22 protein-coding genes are annotated in these 26931 nt (G+C 68.9%); 14 read left to right on the forward strand and 8 right to left on the reverse strand.

Annotation, left to right across the window (positions count from 1 at the left end; translation table 11 throughout):
* Position 1 precedes the first annotated feature (1 nt).
* From ACZ5Z0_RS12465 to ACZ5Z0_RS12485, 5 genes are all read left to right on the forward strand, one after another.
* Positions 2-1408 (forward strand): dihydrolipoamide acetyltransferase family protein, encoded by a 1407-nt coding sequence (locus ACZ5Z0_RS12465; RefSeq protein ID WP_464108708.1) that lies wholly within the window; start codon positions 2-4, stop codon positions 1406-1408.
* Positions 1409-1481: 73 nt separating this feature from the next.
* Positions 1482-2297 (forward strand): MBL fold metallo-hydrolase, encoded by an 816-nt coding sequence (locus ACZ5Z0_RS12470; protein ID WP_464108709.1) that lies wholly within the window; start codon positions 1482-1484, stop codon positions 2295-2297.
* 293 nt (positions 2298-2590) lie between these two features.
* The gene (locus ACZ5Z0_RS12475; RefSeq protein ID WP_464108710.1) at positions 2591-3856 is read left to right on the forward strand and encodes a MinD/ParA family ATP-binding protein; all 1266 of its coding nucleotides are present in this window, start codon (positions 2591-2593) and stop codon (positions 3854-3856) included.
* 16 nt (positions 3857-3872) lie between these two features.
* Entirely contained in the window at positions 3873-4607 is a 735-nt protein-coding gene (locus tag ACZ5Z0_RS12480) for a GAF and ANTAR domain-containing protein (RefSeq protein ID WP_464108711.1), read from the forward strand.
* A gap of 41 nt (positions 4608-4648) precedes the next feature.
* Positions 4649-5863 carry an MFS transporter gene (locus tag ACZ5Z0_RS12485; RefSeq protein WP_464108712.1) on the forward strand — a complete coding sequence of 405 codons (1215 nt, stop codon included), beginning with the start codon at positions 4649-4651 and terminating at the stop codon, positions 5861-5863.
* Between the two features lie 15 nt (positions 5864-5878).
* On the opposite strand, the gene ACZ5Z0_RS12490 is transcribed toward ACZ5Z0_RS12485, so the two are convergent.
* Complete coding sequence (locus tag ACZ5Z0_RS12490; RefSeq protein ID WP_464108713.1) at positions 5879-7108, reverse strand: aminotransferase class I/II-fold pyridoxal phosphate-dependent enzyme; 1230 nt, start codon at positions 7106-7108, stop codon at positions 5879-5881.
* 111 nt (positions 7109-7219) lie between these two features.
* Entirely contained in the window at positions 7220-8221 is a 1002-nt protein-coding gene (locus ACZ5Z0_RS12495) for a phosphatase PAP2 family protein (RefSeq protein ID WP_464108714.1), read from the reverse strand.
* A 97-nt stretch (positions 8222-8318) separates the two neighbouring features.
* Here ACZ5Z0_RS12495 and ACZ5Z0_RS12500 point away from each other — a divergent pair, with 97 nt between their 5' ends.
* Both ACZ5Z0_RS12500 and ACZ5Z0_RS12505 read left to right on the forward strand, forming a co-directional pair.
* On the forward strand, positions 8319-9713 hold the full coding sequence (locus ACZ5Z0_RS12500; protein WP_464108715.1) for a glycoside hydrolase family 32 protein: 1395 nt from the start codon (positions 8319-8321) through the stop codon (positions 9711-9713).
* Between the two features lie 214 nt (positions 9714-9927).
* The gene (locus ACZ5Z0_RS12505) at positions 9928-10956 is read left to right on the forward strand and encodes an o-succinylbenzoate synthase (RefSeq protein ID WP_464108716.1); all 1029 of its coding nucleotides are present in this window, start codon (positions 9928-9930) and stop codon (positions 10954-10956) included.
* Between the two features lie 37 nt (positions 10957-10993).
* Here ACZ5Z0_RS12505 and ACZ5Z0_RS12510 read toward each other — a convergent pair whose 3' ends face one another.
* Positions 10994-12697 carry a LamG-like jellyroll fold domain-containing protein gene (locus tag ACZ5Z0_RS12510; protein WP_464108717.1) on the reverse strand — a complete coding sequence of 568 codons (1704 nt, stop codon included), beginning with the start codon at positions 12695-12697 and terminating at the stop codon, positions 10994-10996.
* Positions 12698-12701: 4 nt separating this feature from the next.
* Complete coding sequence (locus ACZ5Z0_RS12515) at positions 12702-13319, reverse strand: hypothetical protein (RefSeq protein ID WP_464108718.1); 618 nt, start codon at positions 13317-13319, stop codon at positions 12702-12704.
* A 292-nt stretch (positions 13320-13611) separates the two neighbouring features.
* On the opposite strand from ACZ5Z0_RS12515, the gene ACZ5Z0_RS12520 reads away from it, so the two are divergent.
* The 3 genes from ACZ5Z0_RS12520 to menD all read left to right on the forward strand — a co-directional run bounded on the left by ACZ5Z0_RS12520 (position 13612) and on the right by menD (position 17828).
* Complete coding sequence (locus ACZ5Z0_RS12520) at positions 13612-14097, forward strand: MarR family winged helix-turn-helix transcriptional regulator (RefSeq protein ID WP_464108719.1); 486 nt, start codon at positions 13612-13614, stop codon at positions 14095-14097.
* 231 nt (positions 14098-14328) lie between these two features.
* Positions 14329-16101, forward strand: a complete 1773-nt coding sequence (gene argS, locus ACZ5Z0_RS12525) for an arginine--tRNA ligase (protein WP_464108720.1) — start codon at positions 14329-14331, stop codon at positions 16099-16101.
* A 65-nt stretch (positions 16102-16166) separates the two neighbouring features.
* Positions 16167-17828, forward strand: a complete 1662-nt coding sequence (gene menD, locus ACZ5Z0_RS12530; RefSeq protein WP_464110782.1) for a 2-succinyl-5-enolpyruvyl-6-hydroxy-3-cyclohexene-1-carboxylic-acid synthase — start codon at positions 16167-16169, stop codon at positions 17826-17828.
* Between the two features lie 83 nt (positions 17829-17911).
* On the opposite strand, the gene ACZ5Z0_RS12535 is transcribed toward menD, so the two are convergent.
* The 4 genes from ACZ5Z0_RS12535 to ACZ5Z0_RS12550 all read right to left on the reverse strand — a co-directional run bounded on the left by ACZ5Z0_RS12535 (position 17912) and on the right by ACZ5Z0_RS12550 (position 22258).
* Positions 17912-18688: an amino acid ABC transporter ATP-binding protein gene (locus ACZ5Z0_RS12535; RefSeq protein WP_349412332.1), complete on the reverse strand. Its 777-nt coding sequence runs from the start codon at positions 18686-18688 to the stop codon at positions 17912-17914.
* Complete coding sequence (locus tag ACZ5Z0_RS12540; protein WP_464108721.1) at positions 18685-19647, reverse strand: amino acid ABC transporter permease; 963 nt, start codon at positions 19645-19647, stop codon at positions 18685-18687. Before ACZ5Z0_RS12540 ends, ACZ5Z0_RS12535 begins: the two co-directional genes overlap by 4 nt.
* A 35-nt stretch (positions 19648-19682) precedes the next feature.
* On the reverse strand, positions 19683-20636 hold the full coding sequence (locus tag ACZ5Z0_RS12545; RefSeq protein WP_464108722.1) for an ABC transporter substrate-binding protein: 954 nt from the start codon (positions 20634-20636) through the stop codon (positions 19683-19685).
* 203 nt (positions 20637-20839) lie between these two features.
* Entirely contained in the window at positions 20840-22258 is a 1419-nt protein-coding gene (locus ACZ5Z0_RS12550; RefSeq protein WP_464108723.1) for an isochorismate synthase, read from the reverse strand.
* Between the two features lie 87 nt (positions 22259-22345).
* Between ACZ5Z0_RS12550 and ACZ5Z0_RS12555 the strand changes: the two genes are divergently transcribed.
* The 4 genes from ACZ5Z0_RS12555 to ACZ5Z0_RS12570 all read left to right on the forward strand — a co-directional run bounded on the left by ACZ5Z0_RS12555 (position 22346) and on the right by ACZ5Z0_RS12570 (position 26826).
* Positions 22346-23137, forward strand: a complete 792-nt coding sequence (locus ACZ5Z0_RS12555; RefSeq protein ID WP_138768441.1) for a demethylmenaquinone methyltransferase — start codon at positions 22346-22348, stop codon at positions 23135-23137.
* A 12-nt stretch (positions 23138-23149) separates the two neighbouring features.
* Entirely contained in the window at positions 23150-24490 is a 1341-nt protein-coding gene (locus tag ACZ5Z0_RS12560) for a geranylgeranyl reductase family protein (RefSeq protein ID WP_464108724.1), read from the forward strand.
* A complete protein-coding gene (locus ACZ5Z0_RS12565; RefSeq protein ID WP_464108725.1) occupies positions 24487-25587 on the forward strand; it encodes a polyprenyl synthetase family protein in 1101 nt (366 codons plus the stop codon). Before ACZ5Z0_RS12560 ends, ACZ5Z0_RS12565 begins: the two co-directional genes overlap by 4 nt.
* A gap of 753 nt (positions 25588-26340) precedes the next feature.
* A complete protein-coding gene (locus tag ACZ5Z0_RS12570; protein WP_464108726.1) occupies positions 26341-26826 on the forward strand; it encodes an endonuclease domain-containing protein in 486 nt (161 codons plus the stop codon).
* Positions 26827-26931: the final 105 nt, after the last annotated feature.

Genomic DNA, 26931 nt, shown 5'->3' on the forward strand with positions numbered 1-26931 from the left:
CATGAGCGAACCGAAAGTATTCCTCCTGCCTGACCTCGGCGAAGGCCTCACCGAGGCCGAACTCGTCAGCTGGCTCGTGGCCGTGGGTGACGAGATCCGCGTGGACCAGCCGATCGCCGAGGTGGAGACCGCCAAGTCCATGGTCGAGGTTCCTTCGCCCTACGCCGGGACCGTGGCCGTGCTGCACGGCGAGCCCGGGCAGACGCTCGACGTCGGGAAGCCGCTGATCTCGGTCATGCCGGCTGGGGCTTCGGCGACTGGCGCTGCTGCTGACTCGCCGGCTGCCGTTGCCGCCGAGGTTTATCGCGAGGAGGAGAAGGCTGGGTCCGGGAATGTGTTGATTGGGTATGGCACTCCGGGCGGGCATGGGGTTGCGCGGCGGACTCGGGCTCCGAAGCGGGGGGCGGTTCAGGTGTCGGAAGCTGAGAAGGCTGCTGACGACCTTTTGCTCCAGCGGACGCGGGTTCCCGGGAAGCTGGGGGCAGTTATTTCGCCGCTGGTCCGGCGGATGGCGCGGGATCACGGGGTTGATTTGGGGGAACTCCAGGGCTCGGGCACCAGCGGGCTGATCATGCGGCGCGACGTCGAGGCCGCCATCAAGCCCCCGGTCGTTGAGCGCCCGGAGGCGCCGGCCGGAACCCCCGCTGTGGCTCCGGTCCAGGCTGGCGGCACGGACGCCCGGACCGGGCTAGGCATTGCCGGCCGGACCCCGGTGCGCGGTGTGCGCAAGGCCGTCGCGGCGAACATGGCGCGCAGCCGGTCCGAGATCCCGGAGGCCACCGTGTGGGTGGACGTGGACGCCACGGCGCTCGTCGAAATGCGGGCCGTGCTGAAGAAAGCGGACCCGCACAACACGCCCGGGCTGCTGGCGTTCATCGCCCGGTTCGTGACCGCTGGACTTAAGAAGTTCCCGGAGCTGAACACCCGGATCGTCACCACCGAGGACACCACCGGCGGGGCGTCGCAGGAGATTGTGGCCTTCGACGGCGTCAACCTCGGCTTTGCCGCCCAGACGGACCGCGGCTTGATGGTCCCCTCGGTGCGCAACGCGGACAGACTCAGCGCGCGGGAACTGGACGCGGAGATCCGGCGCCTCACCGCCGTCGTCCGAGACGGCAGGGCCACGCCCGCGGAACTGGGCAGCGGAACGTTCACGCTGAACAACTACGGCGTCTTCGGCGTCGACGGCTCGGCGGCGATCATCAACCACCCGGAGGTGGGAATCCTCGGCGTCGGGCGGATCATCGACAAGCCCTGGGTGGTCAACGGCGAACTCGCCGTCCGGAAAGTCACTGAGCTGACGCTCACCTTCGACCACCGCGTCTGCGACGGCGGGACCGCCGGCGGCTTCCTGCGCTACGTGGCCGACGCGATCGAAAACCCGGGTTCGGTGCTGGCCGATCTCTAAGGCCCGTTGGGTAGAATCGACACCTGAACATCGCACCAACCATGCCGGCGGAGCGCCGGACTACGGAGATTTCATGTCACGATGGCTCGAGGTCGGCCAGGACAACTACGTGCTGACCACCCAAGGATCCCTGCTCAACACCGGGCTGATCGTCGGCACCGAACGTGCCATGGTGATCGACACCGGCGGCGGACCTCGACAGGGCCGCGAGATCCTGGACGCCGTCCGGGAAAAGACGCAACTGCCGCTGGTGGTGGTCAATACGCACGCCCACTATGACCACTTCTTCGGCAATGCCGTATTCGCCGACGACGGCGTGACCGAGTTCTGGGGGCACGAGAACTGCGCCGCGGACATCGAGGAGAACGGCGACGCCCAACGGCGCTTCGTGGGGGCCGCGGAACCGGAGATGGCAGCCGGGGACGGCGGCTCGGTGGAGCTTGTGGTTCCGAACGCGATCGTCAAGGACCAGCCGGTCCTGGTGGATCTGGGCGGGCAGACCGCAACCCTGTTCTACCTCGGACGCGGACACACGGACGGCGATCTGCTCGTGGGCACAGGCACCACGCTTTACGCAGGCGACCTGGTGGAGCAGGGCGCGCACCCCTCCTTCGAGGATTCCTTCCCGGAGGAATGGGCCGATGCCCTCCGTCACTTGTCCGCCCTGCGGCACCGCTACGAGTTTCTCATCCCGGGCCACGGCGAACCGTGCAGCGACCAGTTCGTCAAGACCATGGCAAACACCATGAGCACGGCGGTACGGCAGGCCACCCAGGCCACCCGCGAAACGCCGAACGACGCCACCAAGGCGGTCCCGATCCTCCCCTACGGCCCGGAGCAGTCCCGGTGGTTCATCCGGCGCCTTCAGGAGACCCGCGCCCACCACTGAGCCAGCCCCGGCGGCGGGCCACTTTTCCGGGCCCCGACCGGGCCGGGGGACAGTCGACGGGCCAGCAAAAGATAAGGGTGCTCACGACTGCGCCTAGACTGGCTCTTGGAAAGAAGTCACAACAAGCGCCGCTGCGTGCTCCGCGGTGAGTCCTGGGGAGAAACCAAAAGATGCCCGAACCGGTGGAAGACAACTCAGCTACCACTGCTGAAAACTCAGGTCAGCCTGAACTCCGCCGCCGCCGCGACCTGCGTCGCACCGACGGTGAGAACTCGGCTGCCCGGACAGGAACCATGCCGGTCGTCAATCCTCGAAGTGCCCCCGCGGAAACCACGGAACCCCCCACGCGCCCGGCACCGCCGCGCAGCAGCTCATGGGCCCAGGCGGCGGAGGCTGCAGATGAGCGCTTTGGCTACCCGGCCACCGGCGCCACCCCGGTGATCAGCCAGGTTCCCGCGGCGCCGCGTCCTCCCGCCAGCGCGCCGACGTCGGCGGCTCCGCAAGCAACGGACGAGCCGCACACCACCGAAACGGCCCCTGCGACCGGCTCTGCACCCGGCTCCGTGCCCCCGCAGCCCACCCGTGCCACCCGCTCCGCGAGCCGGGCCGCCGCCCTTGCCGAGGCGCCGATGCCGGACTTCATCAGCTCGCCGGGCCTCTTTGTCCGGGAACAGAGGCCGCGGCCGGTCGGCGGACTGCGCGGCGCGCTCTACAACCTGACGGGCGGCAGCCTGAACTTGGGCCCGAGCGCCCGGCAACGCGAAGAAGACGAGCTCGCGCGGCGGATTTCCCGCCAACTCCAGGGCAGCTACAACACCGCGGTGCTGAGCCTCAAGGGCGGGATCGGCAAGACCTCCACCACGGTCGGCGTCGGGCTGACCCTGGCCGAATACCGCGGCGACCCGCCGTGCGCCATCGACGCCAACCCGGACTCGGGCGACCTCGTGGAGCGAGCCCTCGGCGAAGGAATCTACCAGCAGCAGGCCCCGCGCACCATCAGCGACCTGCTCCGCAACGTCGAGTCGATCGATTCACTCACGGCCCTGGCCCGGTACATGCACCACGCAGGCCGGCTGCACCTCATCGCCGGGGAACAGGACCCGGAGGTCTCCGATTCGCTCACGGCGGAGGAGTACCTGCGCATCCGCAAGCTGATCTCCGGCTACTACTCCGTGGCCCTCACCGACTGCGGCACCGGCGTGACCCACAACGCCATGAGCGGGATCCTGCAGTCCGCGGACAACCTCATCATCGCGGCGGGCTACGCCGTCAGCGGCGCCAAGCGGGCTAGGAGCACCCTGCACTGGCTCGCCAGCCACGGCTACGAGGACCTGGCCCGGAACGCCGTCGTGGTCATCACGGACAAGGACGAGGTGTCCTCGCGGGTGGACAAGGACGCCATCGAGGACCACCTCTCGGGCATCTGCCGCCAGCTGATCGCGGTCCCGCACGACCGCGGCGTGGCCGACGGCGACCTCGTCACCCTCGACGCGCTCCGGCCGGAGACCCGGCGGGCCTACCGCGAGATCGCCGCGGCGATCGTCGACGGCTACGTCTAACCGCTACATTTAGGCCATGAGTAAGTACGTCGAGGGCGAGGCCGCCGTCCATCTGCAAGACCTCATTGCGGGCACCGAAACCGTTGAGGATTTCCTGGACGGGCTCTCGGAGTTCGCCGCGTCCACCCTGAGCCACTTCTCCGGGACGGATATCGAATGCGGCGTGACTCTCCAGCGACGGAAGAAAACCATGACGGTGGCCGGCAGCAGCCAGACCGCCGTCGTCCTGGACCGGATCGAGCAGAGCCTGGGGGACGGGCCCTGCATCGAGGCGCTGCGTACGAAGACCGTGGTACTCCTGGCTGACGTGGACACCGACCCACGCTGGCCCGAATACCAGGCCCAGCTGGCCGCGCACGGCTGCCGCAGCACCCTCGGCGTCCCGCTGGAAATCGGCGACGACTCCACCGCGGCGCTGAACTTTTTCGCCCCCGCGACCGGCGTCTTTACCGCCGAAGTTGTGTCCGAGGCCGCCGGACTGGCCGACATCGCCGGCCGGGCCTTGCGCCTGGCTGTCCGGATCGGTACCGCCCAGACCCGCGCCGAGGACCTGCAGGCAGCCATGGAGCACCGCACGTCCATCGACCTGGCCTGCGGCGTCGTGATGGCGCAGAACCGGTGCTCGCAGGAGGAAGCGATGGCCATCCTCACCCGGGTCTCCAGCAACCGGAACCAGAAGCTCCGCGACGTCGCCGCCGAGGTGCTCGGGAACGTCACGGGCGAGGAAATCCACACCCATTTCGACAGCTGACCCTGCGGCCGGGCTGACCGTCCGGCCCTAGGATGAAGGGGATGACCACCACACGCCCCGCCGCCTTCAGCCTCCGCAGCATCGCCCTCCCCGCCTTTGGCCCGGCCCTGCTGTTCAGCATCGGCGAAGGCGCGATCCTGCCCGTGGTGGCTCTGTCCGCCCGCGACCTCGGCGCCTCGGTGGCCGTCGCGGCGCTGATCGTGACACTGATCGGGCTGGGCTCCTGGTTCTTCAACCTGCCCGCCTCGCTCATCACCTTGAAATTCGGCGAGCGCTGGGCGATCGTCGGCGCGGCCGCCGCGAGCGCCGTCGCCCTCGCTGCCGCCGCCTTGGCACCTCTGGTGCCGCCCGGGATCTGGCTGCTGGCCGCGGCGATGGTGGTGGTCGGGATGGCCGCCAGCGTGTTCAGCCTGGCCCGGCAGAAGTACTTGACCGAGGCGGTCCCTGTAATTCTCCGGGCCCGGGCGCTGTCCACCTTGGGCGGGGTCAACCGGATCGGCATCTTCATCGGCCCCTTCATCGGCGCGGCGGTGATGCAGTTCGGCGGCATCAGCGCGGCCTATTGGGCCGGTGTGGTGGCCATGGCCGCAGCCGCGGGTCTGTCCGTGACCATCCCGGACCTTGTCGCCGGGCCCGCGCCGGCCGACGGTGCCCCGGCCCGGCAGCCCACGCTGCGCAGCGTTGCGGCCTCCCACGCCGGGGTGTTCCTGAGCGTGGGCATGGGGGTGCTACTGCTCAGCGCGCTGCGGGCGTCCCGCCAGGTGGTGATCCCGCTCTGGGCCGATCATCTGGGGATGGACGCGACCCAAGCCTCGCTGATCTACGGCATCTCCGGAGCCATCGACATGCTGGTCTTCTACCCGGCCGGCAAGCTGATGGACCGCAAGGGCCGCCAGTGGGTGGCGGTGCCGTCCACGCTCATCATGGGCATGGCCATGATGCTGATCCCGCTCAGCACCGGGTTCGTGGGCCTCCTGCTCGCGGCGCTCCTGATCGGCTGCGGTAACGGCATCAGCTCCGGGCTGAACATGACCCTCGGTGCCGACTTCTCGCCGGACAACGGCCGCGGCCAGTTCCTCGGCATCTGGCGGTTTATGGCCGACGCCGGCGCCACCGGGGGCCCGGTGCTGCTCTCTGGCGTCACGGCCGCGGCCTCGCTGGGTGCCGGCGTGGGCGCCACCGGAGTGCTGGGCTTCGCCGCTGCCGCCGTCTTCGCTGTCACCATTCCCCGGCTCAGGCACCGCCGCAACTACTAAGGGCCCCGGCTCCGCCTAAGACTGAGAAGGCAGCGGCCCGGTGCCGGCTGAGCGCCGGACCGCCGCGGCAAAGAACGGCAGGCTGCGCTCGATCATCTCCTCGCTGGCGGTCAGCGAGATCCGGAAGAACCCGGGCGTCTCGAACAGGGTTCCGGGCAGCACAAACACCCCGTCGTCGGCGAGTGCGTCGGCGAACGCGTCGTCGTCGGCCCCTTCAGGGGTGCGCACGAACAGGTAGAACGTGCCTTCGGGCCGGTGCAGCCGGTAGCCCATCGCGGTAAGCGCGTCCACGAACACGTCCCGCTTGTGCTGAAGCCGTCGGATGTCGATCGAGAACTGCTCAAGCCGGGGCAGGGCGTACTGCATTACGGCGTTGGGAAAGATCCAGCCGCCGGCCATTTGCAGGGCGGCGATGGCACCCCGCAGCTCAGCGCGGTCCGGCATGGCGGGGGAGACGGCGAGGTAGCCGATCCGTTGCCCCGGCGCCAGATGGGTCTTGCCGTAGGTGTAGGCCAGGAGGGTGTGGGGGTAGAACTCGGCCGGGCTGTGGAAGCGGGCTCCGTCAAAGATGATCCGGTTGTAGGCCTCGTCGGAGACGAGGTAGATGCGGTGCCCGATGCGGGACGACTCGGCCTCCAGCATCGCGCCCAGCTCGGACAGGAGGGCCGGCGGATAGATCCGGCCGGTGGGGTTGTTAGGCGAGTTGACGATTACCGCGCGGGTCCGCTCCGTGATGGCCGAGCGGATGGCCGAAAGGTCAAGGTCGAGGCTCTCCGCGTCGATGCCGACCTTGACTGGGACCAGCCCCGCCTCGACGGTGAGGGGCTCGTAAAAGAACCATGGCGGCAGGCTGAAGATGACCTCGTCACCGGGATCGCCGACGGCTTTCAGTGCCACGCTGATGGCCGAGAACCCGCCGGTGGTGAGGAAGATGTCCTCGGGCTCGAAGCCGATGCCAAGATGGGACCGCAGCGAGTCCGCCGCGGCGGCCTGGGCCGCTGCCTCATTGGTCTTGTAGGCAAACCACTTCTCGGTGCGCGGGGTCAGGACCTCCCGGAGCGCGGTGACGTAGGCGTCCTGGGGCATCTCGTGCGGGTTGCCGAAGGTGAAGTCGCAGACCCCGGGCTCGTCCTGCCGCCGGGCGTACACGGAACCGGCCAGGTAGGCGTTGATCCGCAGTTGCGACGGCACCGCGGCGAGCCCTGCGGCCCGGCGGGACACCGGTGCTGGATCGCTGCGGCCCATGGCGGGCTCCTCTGGGTCAGGATGACGGATGCCATCACGCTGCTGAGCCAGTGGCGGCTGCGGAGGTGATTATTCTGGCCCCGCTCCCCGCGGATGTAAAGGGACCGGCGGTCAGGCTGCGGAGGCGGCGGTGGCGGCGGTGGCGGCGGTGGCGGCGGTGGCGGCGGACGGGGCACGGCACCGGGCGGCGTGGCCAAACAGCCACACGCCGGCAATGGTGGCGAGGTAGCCGGTGATGACGATCAGCGAGGTGCCGGCCCAGAAGTAGTTGGTGGTGCTGCCTTCCTGGCCCGGCCCGGGCGCGATCTTCAGCAGCGAGTAGGCGGCCACGGCGGCGGAGGCGAGCCCGGCCAGCACCGGGACGGCGGCCCACAGCCGGGCGGACGCCCAGTGGCCGTTGTAGCCCTCCCAGACATTCCAGCGGCCTCCGGTGCGCATGATCAGCCAGCCCGCGGGAAGCGTGAAGACCCCCACCACCAGGAACGCCGCCACCACGTCGGCTGGCCGGTGCCACTGGTTGATAAGCGTGGACACCCCGGTGGCAACGGCAAAGCTGCCGCCCAGGAACCCCGCCAGCGGCCGCCAGCGCGGCGACACCATCAGGAACACCGCGGCCGCGGCCGAGGCTGCCAGCGTGGTGTGGCCGGAGGGGAGGGAATTGAGCTCAAGGGTTTCGATGCCGCGGAACGGCCGGACCGGGACCAGGTCCTTGAGGACCTGGGTGGCGACGTTGGCGCCTACGGCGGCCAGCACGGCGATGCCAGCGGCTTTCCAGCGGCGGCGGGCCACCGTCACGAACAGGACCACCACGGACGAGATCAGCACGGACAGGGCCGGGAGCCAGTCCAGGAGCTTGTTGCTGGCCTTGCCCGCGGCACCGTGGATTTCGACGGCCTCGACCAGCGCCGATTCATCAATGAACTGGCCGGTGGTGGTGCGCACGAAGAAGTAGTACGTGGCCGCGAGGGCGGCGGCGCAGCCAAGGGTGGCCAGCAGGAAGAGGGAGCCGGTGGTCCTGCCCGGGGCAGGGCGCGACGGCGCACGGCCGGGGGAGCGCACCTCCCGGGCCCCTGGCGACGCCTGCCCGCTGCTGGGTTCCTGCCGAAATCTCATCGATATACAGGTTCCCACAGAACACTAGGAGCCGCCTGACGGCCCGGCGGGAACCCGCAGGATTGACCGGCGCAGCGAACCAGACCAGAGTCGTCCCATGAGCAACCTGGAGCGCGGCGCCGACTCGGCGGCCGTGGCGGCACGGCACCCGGACCCGGCTTTCCCCCGCTTCCACCCGCGGCCGGCGCGCGGCTGGATCAACGACCCCAACGGCCTGTCCTTCGTCGGCGGCAGGTACCACGTTTTCTTCCAGTACAACCCCGACTCGGCACGGCATGACCGGATCTGCTGGGGGCACCTGAGCTCCCCGGACCTGCTCCGCTGGGAGGAACACCCCGTCGCGCTCCGGCCCCAGCCCGGCGGCCCGGACGCACTGGGTTGCTGGACCGGCGTCGTCACTGACGACGACGGCGTCCCCACCGCGGCGTACTCGGGCGTCAGCACCGCGGGCGGACATGCCCAGGTGGTGCTGGCCCGGGGTTCCCGGGGACTGACGGAGTGGCGGCAGGACGGGCAGGTCGCGGCGCCGGTGCCGGCGGACCCCCACATCACGGCGGTGCGCGACCCGTTTATCTTCACCTTCCACGGCCGGCGCTATGCCCTCCAAGGGGCCGGCCTAGCGTCGGGGCACGCGGCCGTTCTGCTCTACCGCGCGGACGAGCTGCGCGACTGGCGCTACGAAGGTATCTGGTTCAGCACCGAGAACGCCTTGGCGGCCCGGCATCTTCCGGCCGAGATCTGGGAGTGCCCGCAGCTGGTCCGCGTGCCGGACTCCTCCGGGGCGGAAACCTGGCTGCTGATGGCCTCCCTCTGGCTCGCCTCTGACTACCACCACCACCCCAATGGTGTGGGCTACCTGCTGGGGTCACTCGCCGAGGATGCCGTCACCGGCCTGCCGGTCTTCACCCCGGCGAAAGGCGGCAAGGCGGATATGGGCCCGGACTTCTATGCGCCGCAGATCCTGTCCCGGCCGGACCGCACCCTGCTGTGGGGCTGGTCCAACGAGGTGTCGGGCCTGGACGGACGTGCCGGCCGGGGCCAGGAGCAGACGGACGCCGCCGGCTGGGCCGGACTGCTGACCTTCCCGCGGCAGCTTGCGGTGCACGGCGGGGTGCTCGCGGTCGAGCCGGCACCGGAGCTGCGGGGGTACAGGGGTGCTCGCCGTGCCAAGGGAGCCGCGGGAACCCTGAGCCTGCCGGCCCAGGCCGAAGCGGTGGTCACCGGCGGGGAAGGCCGGATCCGGCTGGTCCTGGCGTCCGCGGCGCAGCTCCGTCCGGTTTTCGCGGACACCGTGGCCGGCGGCGACGAGCTGCGGATCTTCGTGGACGGCTCGATCGTGGAGGTCTACCGCCACGGTTCGGTGCCGGCGACGGTACGCGCCTACCCCGCGGCCGGCGAGGAGTGGCGCCTGGAACTGCCGCACGGCGCAGCGGCCGACGTCTGGGAGCTGCAACAGCCCGGCCCACGTAGCGCCCTCTCACAAGTCAGGTAGCCACTACTCGTGTCCGCCCAGAGGTGGGGTCCCTAGACTCGCAGGACCGGTGCGGCTGATCCCGCCGGAAGCTCCTTGGGCGGGGCCGATGCAGACGAGTGTCCTAATCCAGGAGCTCACCCCCAGTCGACGTCGGCCCGCCCAAGGCCTCGCGCCCGCTTGCAACCAGACCGCCGCCCGAGGGACCCGTGCGTACCGCCGGTAGAGTACATCCATGCCCACCAGTGCCGACACACCTCCCGCCCCAGGCCTCAACCCGGGGGGAGTGGACGAACTCCTTGATGTGGCCCGCGTGGTCAGCCTGCCAATGCGGGTGAAGTTCCGCGGCATCACCCAGCGCGAGGCACTGCTGCTGCCCGGCCCCCTCGGCTGGGGCGAGTTCTGCCCCTTCCCGGAATACGGCGACGCCGAGGCTTCCCGCTGGCTGGCCGCCGCCGTCGAGGCAGGCTGGCAGGGCTTCCCGGAACCCCGGCGGACCAGCATCCCGGTCAACGCCACCGTTCCGGCGGTCGCCGCGGAACGGGTGCCGGAGATCCTTGCCCGCTTCGGCCGGGTGGACGCCGTCAAGGTCAAGGTCGCGGAGCCGGGCCAGACGCTCGACGACGATGATGCCCGGGTGGGTGCCGTCCGCGCCGCGCTGCCCGACGCCGCCATCCGGGTCGACGCGAACGGCGGATGGGACGTGCGGACCGCCGTCGAGGCATTGACCCGGCTGGCCGCCGTTGGGCTGGAGTACGCCGAGCAGCCGGTTCCGGACATCGCGGGCCTCGCCGAGGTGCGGCGACGGCTCCGTGCGGCCGGGGTGCCGGTGCTCATCGCCGCGGATGAAAGCGTCCGCAAGGAGGATGATCCCCTGAAGGTGGCGCGCGCCGGCGCTGCGGACTTGATTGTGGTGAAGGTGGCGCCGCTGGGGGGTGTGCGGCGGGCACTGGAGATCGTGGCACAGGCCGGCCTGCCCGCCGTCGTCAGTTCCGCCCTGGACACTTCCGTGGGGATACGCGCCGGGCTGGCGCTCGCCGCGGCCCTGCCCGATCTGCCCTACGCCTGCGGGTTGGGGACGGTGCAACTGCTCGCCGCCGACGTCAGCCGGGATTCCCTGGTTCCCGATGACGGTTCTATCCGGCTCCGGGACGTCACGGTGGACGCCGGGCTGCTGGCCGAATATGCGGCCGCGCCCGAGCGCAGAGACTGGTGGCTGGCCCGGCTCCGGCGGGTCTATGCCGTGCTGGAAGCAAGGCGATGAGGCTTTCACCTACCTGATTGCGGCAGCCGCGGGTCAGTCAGCGGCCGGCCGCGTACAGGGCTCCAACCTGGGATTGGGTCAGTACCGTCGAGTAGACGGCCGCGTTGTCGACGCTGCCGCGGAAAATCGTGTTCTCGGTGGCCCCGGGCCAATCGCGGTTCTTGTCGAAGTCCATGCTGTCGTAGCCGACCCGCCAGTAGCCGTCGTAGTTGCGCTCGGCAACTAGACGCGGGTTGTCCGCCTTCGGGACGCCGTCGACGTACAGCACCGATCCGGCGGGACCGGAGGTGGCCGTGGCGAGGTGCCAGCGGCCGTCGTTGTAGCCGGCCTGAGTGGTGAGGCCGGCGGCCTTGTACTGCTGGCTGTTCCCGTTGCGGGTGGCGACGCCGAACCCGACCCCTCCGTTGTCGGTGAGGTACAAGTGCCGGTCAGTGAGCGTTGACGTTCCGGTCTGTGTGTTGCCGAACCCCAGCAGCCGTCCGCCGGAGGTAGTCCCCGGTATTGTCTTGAACCAGACAGAGACACTGAATGTCTCCGGGGCGCTGACCAGCAGACGGGTGCTGACCATTCCCGCGGCACTGCCGAAGGACAGCGCGGGGCTGTCGCCGGCGCAGGATCCGGCGGTGCGTTGGACGGCGCCGGAGAGGATGCCGTCATTTCCAGTCCCGCTGCCGTCCTCGGCCGCCGGTCCGGACGCCTCGTTGAAGCCGAAGAACAGTGCGGGGTTCTCCTGGGCAGGGCGGAACAGGCAGTCGTATGAGCTTGCAGCGGCAAAGGTGCCGGCCTGGGTGGGCGTTGCGGCGTAGAACGCGGCGTGGGCCGGAGCCGCCGTCAACAGCTGAGGCGTGACGAGGACCGGAAGTGAGGCCAGGCAGAGCAGGGTGCGGACGGCGGTGGCCCGTCGCGCCGCAGTCCGGGCATGCCGCCGGATAGCCCTGCGGGTGGCGGGGATGTGCCGGTGCGGCGACTGCCGCGGGGCGCGGGCGGCAGCGGGCGTGGCGTGCGCTCCGCCGTCGTGCTGGCCCGCGCTGGACCCGGCGGCCGCGGCCACTGTCAGCGCTGAGATTCCGGCGAACAGGGCGGCGAGATTGCCCCAGTTCTTTTCGGCGAACCAGACAACGGGAAGTCCCACGAAGGGGACGCGCAAAACGGCTACACCGTGAACTGCCTCGGGTGCCACCGCAGAGGAGTCGTTGGCCGGGTTCGCGTCGCCGCGCAGGATGAGCTTGCCGTCGGGGGCGTCCTGCACGTAGCGGTGCAGCCGCAGCCTCCCGGCGTGGTCCGGGTCATCGACCAGCAGGACATGGCCCAAAGCGGCTGTTCCGGTGGGGATGGGCCGGGCGATGATCACGTCACCGGCTGATATCCGGGGCTCCATGGATCCGGTCATGACGGTGGTGGGCATCCAGCCGAGGGCGAAAGGGAGCAGGGCCCAGGCCAGCATCCCGAGGAGTGCGAAGAGGATGGACTGCGCAGCGAGGGTGACGGCGAGGCGCACGGGCCCAACGACGACGACGGCCTCCGGGCCGCCGTCGTGCGGTGAAACGGGAATGCCTGCAGTTGCGGGGCTCGACTGGGGAGAAGTTGCTGCGGAACCGTGGTCCTGGAGGACACGTGCATGCACCCGGCGCCGGAGAGCCGGCATACGGGCGGCGCCGCTGTCCGGTGCCCCGCCGCTGCCGCGGGATGCCCGGGCAGCACGGTGCCCGGACGTCGCGGGCAGTTGGCTCGGTCCGGGCATCGGCTTAGTTGTTCTGTGCTTCCCAGGTGAAGCCCATGGAAGCGGTGCCACCCTGGGTGCTGTTCGGGGCATCCGTCTTCAGCGTGTAGGTGATCTTGTAGGTGCGGGTCTCGGGTGCGGTACCCGTGGGCGCCCAGGAGCCCCAGCCGGTCGCGTAGCTGCTACTTGCTCCACCGAAGGCTGCGAGAGTGCCCGAGTAAGCTGGAGCTGCCGGGCTCAGAACCTTGAAGTCGTTGCAGGCGCTGTTAGCGCCGGTCCCCTCGGTGATGTCCAAGGTGATGTAGGAGCTGAGATTGTTGGTCGAGGCCGGGGCCGTAGCGTAGAGCTTCACGGCGGAGGCCAGCGAACCGCCGGAGGTCACCGTGATGCACTTGGTGCCGGTCGAGCCCGGCTTCAGGTTCGATGCGGTGAACATGGCGGTGGAGGCATTCGAGCCCGCGGCACTCCCGGCGCCGCTGTCGAGCTTGACCGTGCCCGCGGCCCAGTTGCTCGCGGAGCTCTCGGTGGTGGCGCTGAACGCGGAGTAGGAGGCCTGGGAAACGGCGACGCCGCTCACCAGAAGTGCTGCCGGGACGACTGCCCATTTGGCCAGAGTGACCGTACGCGCTGAGACCTTTGCCATGACAAGCTCCTGGTGGTGTTGAGGGGCCCCCGCCCCGAATGAGACCTAGTACAAGATCCCTGAGGGAACCTGTTGAGAAAAAAGTACACTCAAGTGACTTGATAATCAAGCTAACGAATAATCTATCTTGTTTGCTGTGATGACATCCTCTTTGTTGCAGCGTTTTTAACGACTTAGCTTGAGAATCAAGTAGATCTTGACGCGGTTGAATATCGATCCACTGTGCAGCACGAGGCCGGGGCTTATGATGAATTGCCCGCAGATCGCAGGGCGCGGCAACAAGGAGCTAGACATGTCAAACCAGGCGGAGGGATCACCGGGTAAGAAGGATGCGCTGCTGCGCATCACGCAGGGGCTGCGCCGCGTGGACGTCGGGACCTACGCCCTCCGGATCCGGCTGGCCGAGAAACTGGGCATCGGCACTATTGATATCAACGCGATGGCCTTCGTGGGCGAGGTTGACGGCATGACGCCCAAGGCGCTCGGCCACCTCCTTAACATCACCACCGGATCTGTGACCGCCATGGTGGACCGCCTGGAGTCCAAGGGATTCATGGTCCGCAAGCCTAACCCCGCGGACCGGCGGAGCGTGCTGCTGCACCTGAGCCCGGCCGGGACCCATGCGATGCAATGGGCCACCGAGCACTTTGCCGAAGCTGCCTCCGCCGTACTCGATGGCGCGCCGCAAGGGAGTATCTCCGACGTCGCCGGCTTCCTTGAGGGAATCGGGCAGCGGCTGCTTGCTGCCGCCAGCGAGCCGGAAAAGCCGGGGGCCTGAGGGCGCTGCCGCCCAGCTCACAGCAGACGCTCCGGCACCGCCCCACCACCCGCCCCGTGAGTCAACCGGATTTTCACCGTCAGGACCGCTCCGCGTTCTCGCGCGCTGGCCGGGTGGCGGAGACGCATCCCCTGCCTTGGCAGGTCTCACCCATGACCCCGCGTTGCTCCTGAGGGACCGTCCGGGGCGGCGGGAACTGATAATTTGAACAGTGTGAATAATCCGGCCGAATTGGTTGTCCCCAGAGTCCAGGCAGCTATTGCCCACGCCTTCGGCGAGGAGTTCCGCCAGACGGATCCGGTCATCAGGCCCTCGCAGTTTGCGGACATCCAGATCAACGCCGCCATGGCGCTGGCCCGCAAGGTCGGCCTTCCGCCGCGCGACGCCGCGGCCAGGATCGTGGAGGCGCTCGACCTCGACGGCGTCTGCAGCCTGGTGGAGATTTCCGGGCCGGGCTTCATTAACCTCACCTTCGACGGCACCTGGATCGAAGAGCTGCTGAACGCACCGGCGCCAACGGGCAGCCAGCCCGACCCGCTGCACCGCGTCGTCGTCGACTATTCCTCCCCAAACGTGGCCAAGGAAATGCATGTCGGCCACCTGAGGACCACAGTGGTCGGTGACAGCATCGTGCGTGTTCTCGAGGCACTGGGCCACACCGTGATCCGGCAAAACCACATCGGCGACTGGGGCACCCCGTTCGGAATGCTGATCGAACATTGGCTCGAAGTGGGGGAGGACTCGCCCGAGGCAGCCCTGCTGGTTGATGACCCGAGCGCCTTCTACCAGGCCGCGCGTGCGAAATTCGATGCCTCCGCCGCGGACCCCGACGGTTTCGCCACCCGCGCCCGGCTGCGCGTGGTGGCGCTGCAGGGCGGAGATCCGGAGACGTTCGCCGTCTGGCAGCGGCTCGTGGCGCAGTCGAAGCGCTACTTCAACGCCATCTACGCGATGCTCGGGATCAGCCTCACCGACGACCACATCGCCGGCGAAAGCTCCTACGACGCGCATCTGGCACAGCTGTGCCAGGAACTCGAGGAACGCGGCATCGCCCGGATCAGTGAGGGCGCGCTCTGTACCTTCCCGGCCGGCTTTACCGGGCGCGACGGCGACCCGCTGCCGCTCATCATCCGCAAGTCCGACGGCGGCTACGGGTACGGCACCACGGACCTCGCCACGATCCGCTACCGGGTCCGCGAACTCGAGGCCGACCGTGTGCTCTACGTGGTGGGCGCCCCGCAGAACGTGCACCTGCGGATGGTAATGGCCACCGCCCGCGACGCCGGCTGGCTGCCGGACACAGTGGAGGCCACCCACGTCCAGATCGGCAACGTGCTCGGCGAGGACGGCAAGATCCTCAAGTCCCGCGCCGGCAACCCGGTCAAGCTGATGGCGCTGTTGCAGGAGGCGGTGGACCGGGCCCGGGCCGTCATCGACGCCAGCCGACCCGAGCTAAGCGAGCAGGAGCGGGCTGTCACCGCCCGTCAGGTGGGCATCGGCGCGGTCAAGTATGCGGACCTCTCCACCGGCCACGACACGGAGTACGTCTTCGACTTCGACCGGATGCTCGCGCTGACCGGCAACACCGGCCCGTACGTCCAGTACGCCGCCGCCCGGATTCGGTCGATCCTGCGTAAGGCCGGCGCGTTGGAGCAGCACCTCGGCGCGGCGGTGACAGGGGCTGGGGGCGCAGCCACCGCGCCGGCAGCGACCGTGCCCGCGGCGACCATCGCCGTCGTCGAACCGGCCGAACGCGCGCTGGCCCTGCACCTGCTCGAATACGACGCCACGCTGCAAAAAGTCGGCGAACTGCTTGAGCCGCACCGGCTGTGCACGTACCTGTTTGAACTGGCGCAGCTGTTCACCTCGTTCTACGACCAGTGCCCGGTGCTCAAGGCCGAGGATACGGTGCGGGAATCGCGGCTGGCGCTGTGCGGACTCGTGCTGCGGCGGCTCTCCGACGGCCTGGACCTGCTCGGCATCGAGACGCCGGAGAACATGTGAGCCCGGACGTTCCTCCCGCCGACCCTCCAGCCGCAGGCAGGCTGGCGTCGGTCGAGGCCGCGCGGATGGCCGTTGCGGCCCTGATCGGCTCCGGGGTGCGCTACGTGGTGGTGGCCCCGGGATCCCGCTCCGCGCCGATGGCCTACGCGCTGGCCGAGGCCGACGCCGCGGGCCGGGTCGAGCTGCTGGTCCGGATCGACGAACGCGACGCCGGCTTCACCGCACTGGGCCTGGCTCTAGCCACCGGTGCCCCCGCCGCCGTCCTGACCACCTCGGGCACCGCCGTCGGGAACCTGCTGCCGGCCGTGATGGAGGCCAACCACGCCGCAGTTCCGCTCGTGGTCCTCTCGGCCGACCGGCCCGAGGAACTCCGCGGCACCGGGGCCAACCAGACCACCGTGCAGCCGGACCTGTTCGGCGAGCACGTCCGTTTCGCCGCCGACGTGCCCGCCGGCGACAACCCGCTCCGGGCCGTCGAGACGGCGCTGAGCGCCGCCACCGGCGCCTTTGAGGACATCCCGCCCGGCCCGGTGCAGCTGAACCTCGCCTTCCGCGACCCGCTGGTCCCTGCCGCGCGGGACGGCTTGGGCGAGGGCTCCGGTCGCCGGATCCACCAGGCGGCGCGGCACCCGCTGGCGCTGGACTTCCCGGCCGCATCCCCGGCGCTGCCCGACCGGCGCACCGTTGTCCTCGCCGGACACGACGCCGGCCCGGTCGCCGAGGCCTTCGCCCGCGCCCACGGCCTGCCTCTGCTCGCCGAACCGTCGTCGAACGCCCGCTTCGGCCCGAATGCGGTGGGTCCGTACCGGCTGCTGTTGGAGCACTTCGGTCCGGAATCCGGCCAGCCGATCGAACGCGTTGTGCTGTTCGGCCGGCCCACGCTGTCCCGGCCGGTCTCGGCCCTGCTCGCCCGCGCCGACGTCCCGTCCGCCCTCTACCAGCCCGTTCCGGTGGCCTGGTACGAGCCCGGCCGGCGCACCGAACTGCCGCTCGAGACCCTCGCTGACCTGGCCGACTTCGCCGGCCGGGGAAGCCCTGCCTGGCTCGATGCCTGGCTGCTGGCCGGGGCCGCCGCCCAGCACGCGCTGGACCTGGTGCTCGTTGGTTCGGCCGCCTCCGGGCCCGCCGTGGGCGCGCTGGTCTGGGGCCAGACGCGCGGGCAGCTGGTTCTGGGTTCCTCCAACGGGATCCGCGACGTCGACCTCGCCGGCGCCCCGCCCCAGGAACCCCAGGCCACCGTCTTCGCCAACCGGGGACTGGCCGGGATCGACGGCACCCTTGCCACCGCCACCGGCATCGCCGTCGGCGGCCGGCAGGAAACCACCGTGCTGCTGGGCGACGTCACGTTCCTGCACGACGCCGGCGGGCTGCTGCTCGGCGCGGGCGAGGCCGTTCCGGCGTTGCGGATCGTGGTCCTCAACGACGCTGGCGGGGCCATCTTCGGATTGCTGGAGCACGGCGCCGTCGAGCAGTCCGGCCGTTACGGCACCGCCGTCGAACGCCTCTTCGGCACTCCGCACACGGTGGATTTTTCCGCCCTCGCCGCGGCGTACGGCGTCGCCCACCGCGCGGTCAGCACGACGGCGGAGCTCGCCGCGGCGCTGGCGGAACCCGTGCAGGGCCGCAGCATCATCGAAGTGCGGACCGGGCGGCACGGCCTCCGCGAACTGCACGGGCGCATTCGCGGCGCCGTCTCCGCCGCCGTGGCCGGGGTCCTCGGGCGTTAGCACCCGGTTTCCGCTACGAAAACGGACAGCCGCTACGTGATTCCACGTAGCGGCTGTCCGAAATCGTTGCAGAAAGTTGCTCCCTAGAGCACCCGGCTCAGGAACTCCTTGGTCCGGGCGTGCTGCGGGTTCGCGAGCACCTCGCGCGGGTCGCCGGATTCCACCACGACGCCGCCGTCCATGAAGGTCAGGCGGTCGCCTACCTCCCGGGCGAAACCAATCTCGTGCGTCACCACGATCATGGTCATGCCTGACTTGGCAAGATCCTTCATGACGTTCAGCACGTCACCCACAAGCTCCGGGTCCAGTGCGGACGTCGGCTCATCGAAGAGCATCAGTTCCGGGTCCATGGCCAGGGCCCGGGCGATGGCTACGCGCTGCTGCTGCCCGCCGGACAGCTGCGAGGGGTAGTGGCCGGCCCGGTCCGCGAGTCCTACCCGGTCCAGCAGCTCCAGTGCCCGCTTCCGGGCGGCGTCCTTCGGCTGGCCCTTGACCTGGACCGGAGCCTCCATGACGTTCTGCAACGCCGTCTTGTGCGGGAACAGGTTGAAGCGCTGGAAGACCATGCCGATCTCGCGGCGCTGGGCCGCGATTTCCTTGGTCTTCAGATCATGCAGGCGGCCGTTGACCTCGCGGTAGCCGATCAACTCACCGCCGACGGAAATCCGTCCGGCGCTGATGGTTTCAAGCAGGTTGACACAGCGCAGCATGGTGGACTTACCGGAACCAGACGGTCCGATCACCACCGACACCTCGCCCTGGTTGACGGTCAGGTCAATGCCGCGCAGCACGTGGTGCTGCCCGTAGAACTTGTGGAGGCCTTCGATTTTGACCAGCGGGTTCTCAGTGGTGATCGTCATTTCGCCTCCTCCTCGGGATCCAACTTCAGTGCCGGCTCGGCCTCGGCGCTCGGCGCCACCGCCGCGGATGCCCTGGCGGCCGCCGGGTTGATTGCGGCCGGAGCCAGGTTGTCAACGCCCTTGCCGTAGTACGCCTCGATAAAGTGCTGGCCCACCATCAGGATGCTCGTGATGACGAGGTACCAGATGGCAGCCACAATCAGTAGCGGCACCGGCAGGTACGTGCGGTTGGCCAGAGTGTTCGTGGCGAACGTCAGGTCGAGGGTGAACGGCACCGCGAGCACCAGCGAGGTGGTCTTCAGCATGCCGATCGTTTCGTTGCCGGTCGGCGGGACGATCACCCGCATCGCCTGCGGCAGGATGATTCGCCACATGATCTTGGTCTTGCCCATGCCCAAGGCTTCAGCGGCCTCCATCTGGCCTCGGTCCACGGACTTGAGGCCGGCCCGGAAGATTTCGGCGAGGTAGGCCGATTCGTTGAGGCCCAGACCCAGGATCGCCGCAACAGTGGCGGTGATGATGGTGCTGGTGTCGACGCTGAAGAGCTCCGGTCCGAACGGTACGCCCGCGCTGATCTTCGGGTAGAGCACGGAGATCAGACCCCAGAACACCAGCTGGGTGTACACGGGGGTGCCGCGGAAGAACCAGACCCAGACCCAGCTGGACCAGCGGAAGACCGGGTTCTCGGATTGACGCATGAAGGCCAGCAGGATCGCCAGGACGATGGCGAGGACCATGGAGCCAACGGTGAGGATCAACGTCCAGCCAACGCCCTGGACGACCTTGACGTCCAGGATGTAGGTGCCGACGATGTCCCAGCGGAAGTTCCGGTTCGTGACGAGGGACTGCAGGAACACCGCGAGGAAGCCGAGGATGATCAAGGCGCTGATCCAGCGGCCCGGGTGCCGCACGGGCACGGGCTTGTTCAGGACCGGTGCTGCGTGGTTGTGACTTTCCATCCCTACCCCTGATGAGTGGTCGGTGGCGGGAAGACTCAAGACGCGGCCGCCGGGTTGACCTCGGACTTGGCGATGGCACCTTCAGCGTTGCCCCAGCCTTCGAGGATCTTCTTGTAGGAGCCGTCCTCGATCAGCTTGGTCATCGTCTTCTGGATGACGTCGGCGAGCGCAGTGTCCGACTTGGCAACGGCGATGCCCTGCGGGGCGGCGTCGTAAACGTCGCCGAGCTTCTCCAGCTGTCCGTTGGTCTGGGTCAGGGCGTAACCGATGATGGGGGAGTCAGCCGCCATGGCGTCGATGCTGCCGTTGACCAGACGCGTGGTCACGTCCGTCTGGTTCTTGAGCGTGACGATATCGATCGGCTTCTTGCCTTCGGCCGTGCACTTCTTGTTCCGGCCGGACAGGTCCGGGTCCTCCTGCACGGTGCCGGTCTGGACGCCAATCGACTTGCCGCAGACGTCATCGAGGGAGAAGTTCTTCGGGTTGCCCTTCTTCACAGCCCAGGCGGTGCCGGCGTTGAAGTAGCTGACCATGTTGACTGCGCCGAGGCGCTCCTTGTTGATGGTGAAGGAGGAAATGCCGAGGTCGTACTTCGGGCCCAGCGCGGGAAGGATCCCGGTGAATTCTGCGGTCTGCACCTGGACCTTGAGCCCCAGGGTGGCGCCGATAGCCTTTGCAATGTCGACGTCGTAACCTACCGGGGTCTGGCCGTCGGTGCCGAGGAACTCTGCCGGAGCGTAGCTCGTGTCAGCGCCAATGGTGAGGGTCCCCTTGGACTTGATGGCCGCCGGAACCATGGCCGCCAACGCATCGTCTTTCTGAACCGTCGTGGGGTCGAAGCTTGCCTTTGCGCTGCCGGACGGCGTCGCCGCCCCGCCCGTGCCGGTCTCGGAGGCATTGGTGCAGGCCGAGAGGGCCAGGGCGCCGATAGCAAGCACGGCTGCAGCCTTGACCTTGGAATTGGTCAGGAGCGAACGGGAGATCTGCATTTTTTTACCTTTTGTTGCAGGGGCATGCGAAAACTAAGTCGGGGTATATTGTATCGCCGAAGAAGAGATGTACGTCACAGGAAACTTAGTTTCACTATTGGATAACTAAATCGAGACGGTTTTCAAGGGGCCACACCAGGCTGCTGTCTGTAATGACGGATTCGGCGCGCGCCGCGGGCCGCCGCTGACGGAGGGGTGCCGGCTCAGCTGTCGATGCCCAGGGATTCCAGCATCGGCCTGAACTTCGCCCAGGTCTCGGCCAGCTCCGCCTCGGGGACGGAGCCCTCGACGACGCCGCAGCCGGCGTAGAGCCGGACCGTGTCCGGGCCCTCGATGACCGCGCCGCGCAGCGCGATGCCCCACTCGCCGTTGCCGGCGGCGTCGAGCCAGCCGACCGGGCCTGCGTACGGGCCGCGGTCCAGGTGCTCGAGTCTGCGGATCAGCGCCCCGGCCACGGCGGTCGGGGTGCCGCAGACAGCGGCGGTGGGGTGCAGGGCGTTGATCAGTGCCAGACAGGTGGGCACGTGGCCCTCCACCTCGGTCAGTTCGGCCTTGACGTCGGAGGCCAGATGCCAGACGTTTGGCAGCTCCAGGATGAACGGCTCGCTGTGGGCGTTCATGGCCTCGGAGAAGGGGGCCAGCTGGGTGGTGAGCGACTGGATCGCGATGTCGTGCTCATGCCGCTGTTTTTCGGAACCGGCGAGGACGCGTTCGGCGAATTCCAGCGGCGAGCCAGCCATGCCCTCGGCGTCACGGCGATCCAGCGTGCCGGCCAGGACGCGAGCCTGCGCCGTGCGGCCTTCCACCTGGATCAGCATTTCCGGGGTGGAACCCACAAGGCCGTCGACACCGTAGGTCCAGCATTCGCGGTAGCGGACCGCGAGCTGGCGCAGGATCTCGGCGGCGTTCACGCCGTCGGGCACGGTGGCGACGATGTCCCGCGCCAGCACGAGCTTCTCGAGCGCCCCGGTGCGGATTTCGGCGACGCCCTCGGCGACGGCGGCCATCCAGTCCGCCTCGCTGAGTGAGCCGGTGCTGAGCTTGGCCTCCCGCCCGGCCTGCGGTTCCGACGTCGCCTGCCGTTCAGCCGGCGCCTGCCGTTCAGCCGGCGCCGGGTCGCCGGAAGCCCGGGCGCCGGGTGCCTCCAGCCAGCGCCGCAGGGCGGCGCGGGCGCCGGGTGCCTCCAGCCAGCGCCGCAGGGCGGCGCGGGCGCCGGCCTCGGTGAGCTCGCCGTCGTCGAAGGTGAGCTGGGTAAGCCAGGCGTTGCCGTCGCGCAGGCCCACCACGATCTCGGGAACAATCAGGCGGGACTCGTGCGCGGACACCTTGGAAAAGGCGAAGGAGCCGAAGGCCACGGGGCCGGTCCCGGGGCAGCCGACGGCGTCGGTGACATCCGCTTCGAGGACCAGGTGCCGCCACCAGATGTCCGCCTCGAGAAACCGCTCCGGGCCGGTGGCGGTGAACCGCGCCACCTCGCCGAAACCGACCAGGCCGGCCTCGCGGCGGGTCCAGCACAGCACGTCGTCACGGACCAGAAACGACGGCAGCCCCCCGGGGAATGAATCGGCATCGAGGGGGACTGTCAGTGTCCTGATAATTCTGGTACGGAACGCGCTCGTCATGATGAGACAACACTACTCCCGCCGCACGCCGCGCCCCGGACCGGCCGGTGGTTAGGGGGTGCGTCGAAGATTTGAGACAATAACGGGGTGAACCGAGCATCCTTGGATAAGCGTCCGGACGAAGTAGCCACGATGTTTGACGACGTCGCCCCGAAATACGACGTCGTCAACGACGTCCTGTCGATGGGACAGACGCGCCGCTGGCGCCGGATCGTCGTCGAAGCCATGGACGTGAAGACCGGCCAGCGCGTGCTGGACCTCGCCGCCGGAACCGGCACCTCCAGTGAGCCGTACGCCGACGCCGGGATCGACGTCGTCGCCTGCGACTTCTCCCTGGGCATGCTCAAGGTCGGCAAACGGCGCCGCCCGGACATCAACTTCGTTGCCGGTGACGCCACCCGCCTGCCCTTCGCGGACAATACCTTCGACGCCAGCACCATCTCCTTCGGCCTGCGCAACGTCAACGAGCCCAAGAAGGCCCTCGCCGAGATGCTGCGGGTCACCAAGCCCGGCGGACGCCTGGTCATCGCCGAGTTCTCCCAGCCGGTGGTGCCGCTCTGGCGCACCATGTACACCGAGTACCTGATGCGCGCCCTGCCCGCCATCGCCGTGAAGGTCTCCTCCAATCCGGACGCCTACGTCTACCTCGCCGAATCCATCCGCGCCTGGCCGGACCAGGACCACCTCGCGGCCTGGCTGCAGGAAGCCGGCTGGGAGTCCGTCACCTACCGCAATCTCAGCGGCGGCATCGTGGCCGTCCACCGCGCCCAGAAGCCGGCTGGACCGGCATCCGGACCCGCCGCCGGCGCGGCGGCGCTGGCCAACCACACCGGCCCCGTGGCCAAGCTGCGCCGCAACATCACCCGGCCCGAGCGGTAGCTGGCAGCTGCCGTGAAAGTACTGATCGTCGGGGCGGGCCCGGCCGGATCCACCGCCGCGTTCTACCTTGCCCAGGCCGGGATCAACGTCACGGTGCTGGAAAAGACCAGCTTTCCCCGCGAGAAGGTCTGCGGCGACGGGCTCACCCCGCGCGCGGTCCGGGAGATCCAGAAACTCGGCCTGCCGCACCCTGAGGCCGAGGGCTGGCGCCGGAACAAGGGCCTGCGCCTCATTGCCGGCGGCCGCACCATCGAACTGCCCTGGCCCGAGGTCTCCGACTTCCCGCAGTACGGACTGATCCGCACCCGCCTGGGCTTCGACGAGGAACTGGCCCGGCACGCCCAGGCCGCCGGCGCCGTCGTGCTGGAACGCCACAGCGTCACCGAGGCGCTGCGCTCCGAGGACGGCCGGGTCACCGGCGTCCGCGCCGCGCTGCTCGATGAAGCCGGCCGGAAGACCGGCGAAACCCGGGACTTCACCGCCGACGTCGTGCTCGCCGCCGACGGGAACTCCACCCGCACCGCCGTCTCGCTGGGCATCCAGAAACGCGACGACCGTCCGCTGGGCGTGGCCGTGCGGACCTACTTCACCAGCCCGCGGCACGACGACGAGTGGATGGACGGCTGGCTGGAACTCCCCGGTAAGGACGGCAAGCTCCTTCCCGGTTACGGCTGGGTGTTCGGCGTCGGCGACGGCACCTCCAACGTCGGCCTGGGGATCCTGAACTCCTCCAAGGAATTCGGCAAGCTGGACTACAAGCAGGTCCTGCGCGAATGGACCGCCGGCATGCCCGCGGAATGGGGCTTCACCCCGGACAACCAGGTGGGCGAGATCCGCGGCGCGGCGCTGCCGATGGGCTTCAACCGCACTCCGCACTACTCGCCCGGGCTGCTGCTGCTCGGCGACGCCGGCGGCATGGTCTCCCCGTTCAACGGCGAGGGCATCTCCTACGCCATGGAGTCCGCCCGTTTCGCGGCGGAGTTCATCATCGACGCCTCGTCCCGGGCCGCTTCGGCAGGCTGGAGCCCGGCCGACGCCGATGCCCGGCTGGCGGGGTACGCGGACTATGTGCGCGGGCAGTGGGGCTCGCACTTCACCCTGGGCCGCGCCTTTGCCGCGGTGATCGGCAAGCCGGCCGTGATGAAGCTGGCACTCCGGACGGGCATGCCCATCCCGGTGCTGATGAAGTTCGTCGTCCGGTTGCTGGCCAACCTCACCGACCCCTCGGCCAAGGGCATCGAGGACCGCATGATCCGCGTCCTCGAAGCACTCGTCCCGGCCACCTCGAACACCCGGCCCCTTCCAGACTCAACCCCGCGGATTCCGCAACAAAAAGTTAGGGTTAACCCGTGACCAACTCTGCAGACCAAAGCTGGACGCACGCCGGGCACGGCCTGCCGAGCGCTGAACCGGACCTGAACACCACCGCCATTGCCACCGGGCTCCAGTTGCCGGCCGGCTTCGCGGCGATTGCAGGGGACCCCGAACTCGGCCCGGCCATCACCACCAACCTGGCCCGCGTGGAGAAGAAGCTGCGCGAGGCCATTGCCAACTCGGACCCGCTGGCCGACGCCACGTCGCGCCACCTGGTCGAAGCCGGCGGCAAGCGCATCCGGCCGCTGCTGACCCTGCTCTGCGCCCACCTCGGCGACGCCTCGCTGCCGGCGGTGGTGCAGGCCGCCGTCGTCGTCGAACTGACGCACCTGGCCACGCTGTACCACGACGACGTGATGGACTCCGCTCCGTTCCGCCGCGGCGCCCCCACCGCGCACGAGGTATGGGGCAACTCCGTGGCCGTCCTGACCGGTGACCTCATCTTCGCCCGGGCCTCCATCCTGGTCTCCGAGCTGGGGTCCCGCGCGCTCGGCATCCAGGCCCGCACCTTCGAGCGGCTCTGCCTCGGCCAGCTGCACGAGACCGTGGGGCCGCGCCCGGACGAGGACCCGGTGGAGCACTACCTCTCCGTGATCGCGGACAAGACCGGCTCGCTCGTGGCCGCGTCCGGCCAGCTCGGCGCGATCTTCGCCAACGCCGATCCGGCCTACGAGAGGCTGCTGGTCGAGTACGGCGAGAAGGTCGGCGTCGCCTTCCAGCTTGCCGACGACGTCATTGACGTCACCGGCGTCAAGGTCAAATCCGGCAAGTCGCCGGGCACCGACCTGCGCGAGGGTGTGCCCACCCTGCCGGTGCTGCTGCTGCGCAAAGCGGCGGACGACGGCGACCAGTCCGCCGTCGACCTCCTGCAGCTCATCGACGGCGACCTCAGCTCGGACGAGGCCCTCGCGGCCGCCGTCGCCGGGCTGCGCGAACACCCCGTCACCGCGGAGTCCTGGACGGTGGCCCGCGCTTGGGCCGACGAGGCCATCGCCGCCCTCGCCCCGCTGCCGGAGGGCGTGGTCAAGGATTCGCTGACCAGCTTCGCGCATGCCGTCGTGGACCGCAGCAGCTAGCGGTTCCCGGAGCCGCCTGGCGTACCGGCCGGCAACCCGGCGCCGGCGGGCGCGGGCTTGACGTTAAAGCGGAATGGCCCCGGTTCCTCACAACGTTACGAGTCGTCCGTTGTGCGGAACCGGGGCCATTTCTCCGTTCGCATCAGATTCACCGGAGGCATTTGGTGAACCCATGAACGAGCTTATGACAGTTGTGTCATGTTGTCTAGCGATTCTGTAAATTGATTGTCACGGATTTGCGGGGTGGCCGGGGCGGGGACTCTCCCCAGTTTTGGGCGCCGCGGGCGTCGGCTACCCAGCAAGTCGCGACGACCCGCCGTCGGGCGTCTCCGAAGTTGGGGAGAATCAGCCCGCCAGTTGTCCACATAGCAGTGGGGCAGCCTCCCCGCTGTGGGTGTGGGCAGGTCTGCTGGACGCATGGATGTCACGACCTACATGAAATTTGCCGGCTCGGTCGCACGGACCGGAACGCTGCTTCAGGCTGGGTTCTCGGGACGGAGTATCCGCAACTCGCTTACCTCCGGGGAAATGCTCCGGTTGCGTCATGGTGTCGTTGCGTTGCCGGGTGCGGCGCCGGACCTGGTGGCCGCAGTCTTGGCTAATGGCTTGCTGTCCTGTGTCTCGGCGGCGGGACACCACAGGATCTGGAGACTCCACGAACCGGCGCAGCTGCACCTTTTCTGCCGCCATGGTTCGGCCATCGGGGTGGTTGTTCACCGGGGCAGTGTGGTCCCGCCGGAGTTCCCGCGGCCCGTGGCTGGGCTGACGGATACTCTGCTGCACGCCCTGCGATGTCGGCCGCCCATGGAATCCGTGGTCATGGTGGAAAGCGCCCTCCTGCAGGGTCGGACCACTCTCGAATATCTCAGAGGGCATCTTCCCGGCAACCGCAACGGTTCGGCCCGGGCGGCGCTGGAATTGGTGGACGGTTCGGCAGGATCCGCGATCGAAGTTGTAGCCAGGCTCCTGTTCCGGAGCGAAGGGATCTTCACGCAGACCCAGGTCGATCTCCCGGGGATCGGGATCGTGGACTTCCTGCTGGAAGGGTTCCTCATTGTGGAGATTGATGGCGGCACGCATTTGGAACCGGCGCAGGTCAAGAAAGACCGTCGGCGCAACAACGCCAGCACCCTTATCGGGTACGCGGTGTTGAGGTATGGCTACCAGGACGTCGTTTTCAACCCGGAGAAGATCGTCGCGGAAGTGTGGCAGGTGCTGCGCGGCAGGGTCGTCCGCTGAATCTCCCCATGTTTGGTCAGCAAGGGCCGCAATGGACCGGCGGTTCTGCGCAACACGCCGGCCGGCCGGCTCAAACCTGGGGAAACTCGGCGCCCCGCGGCGTGG

Source organism: Arthrobacter sp. T2-23, assembly GCF_055398325.1.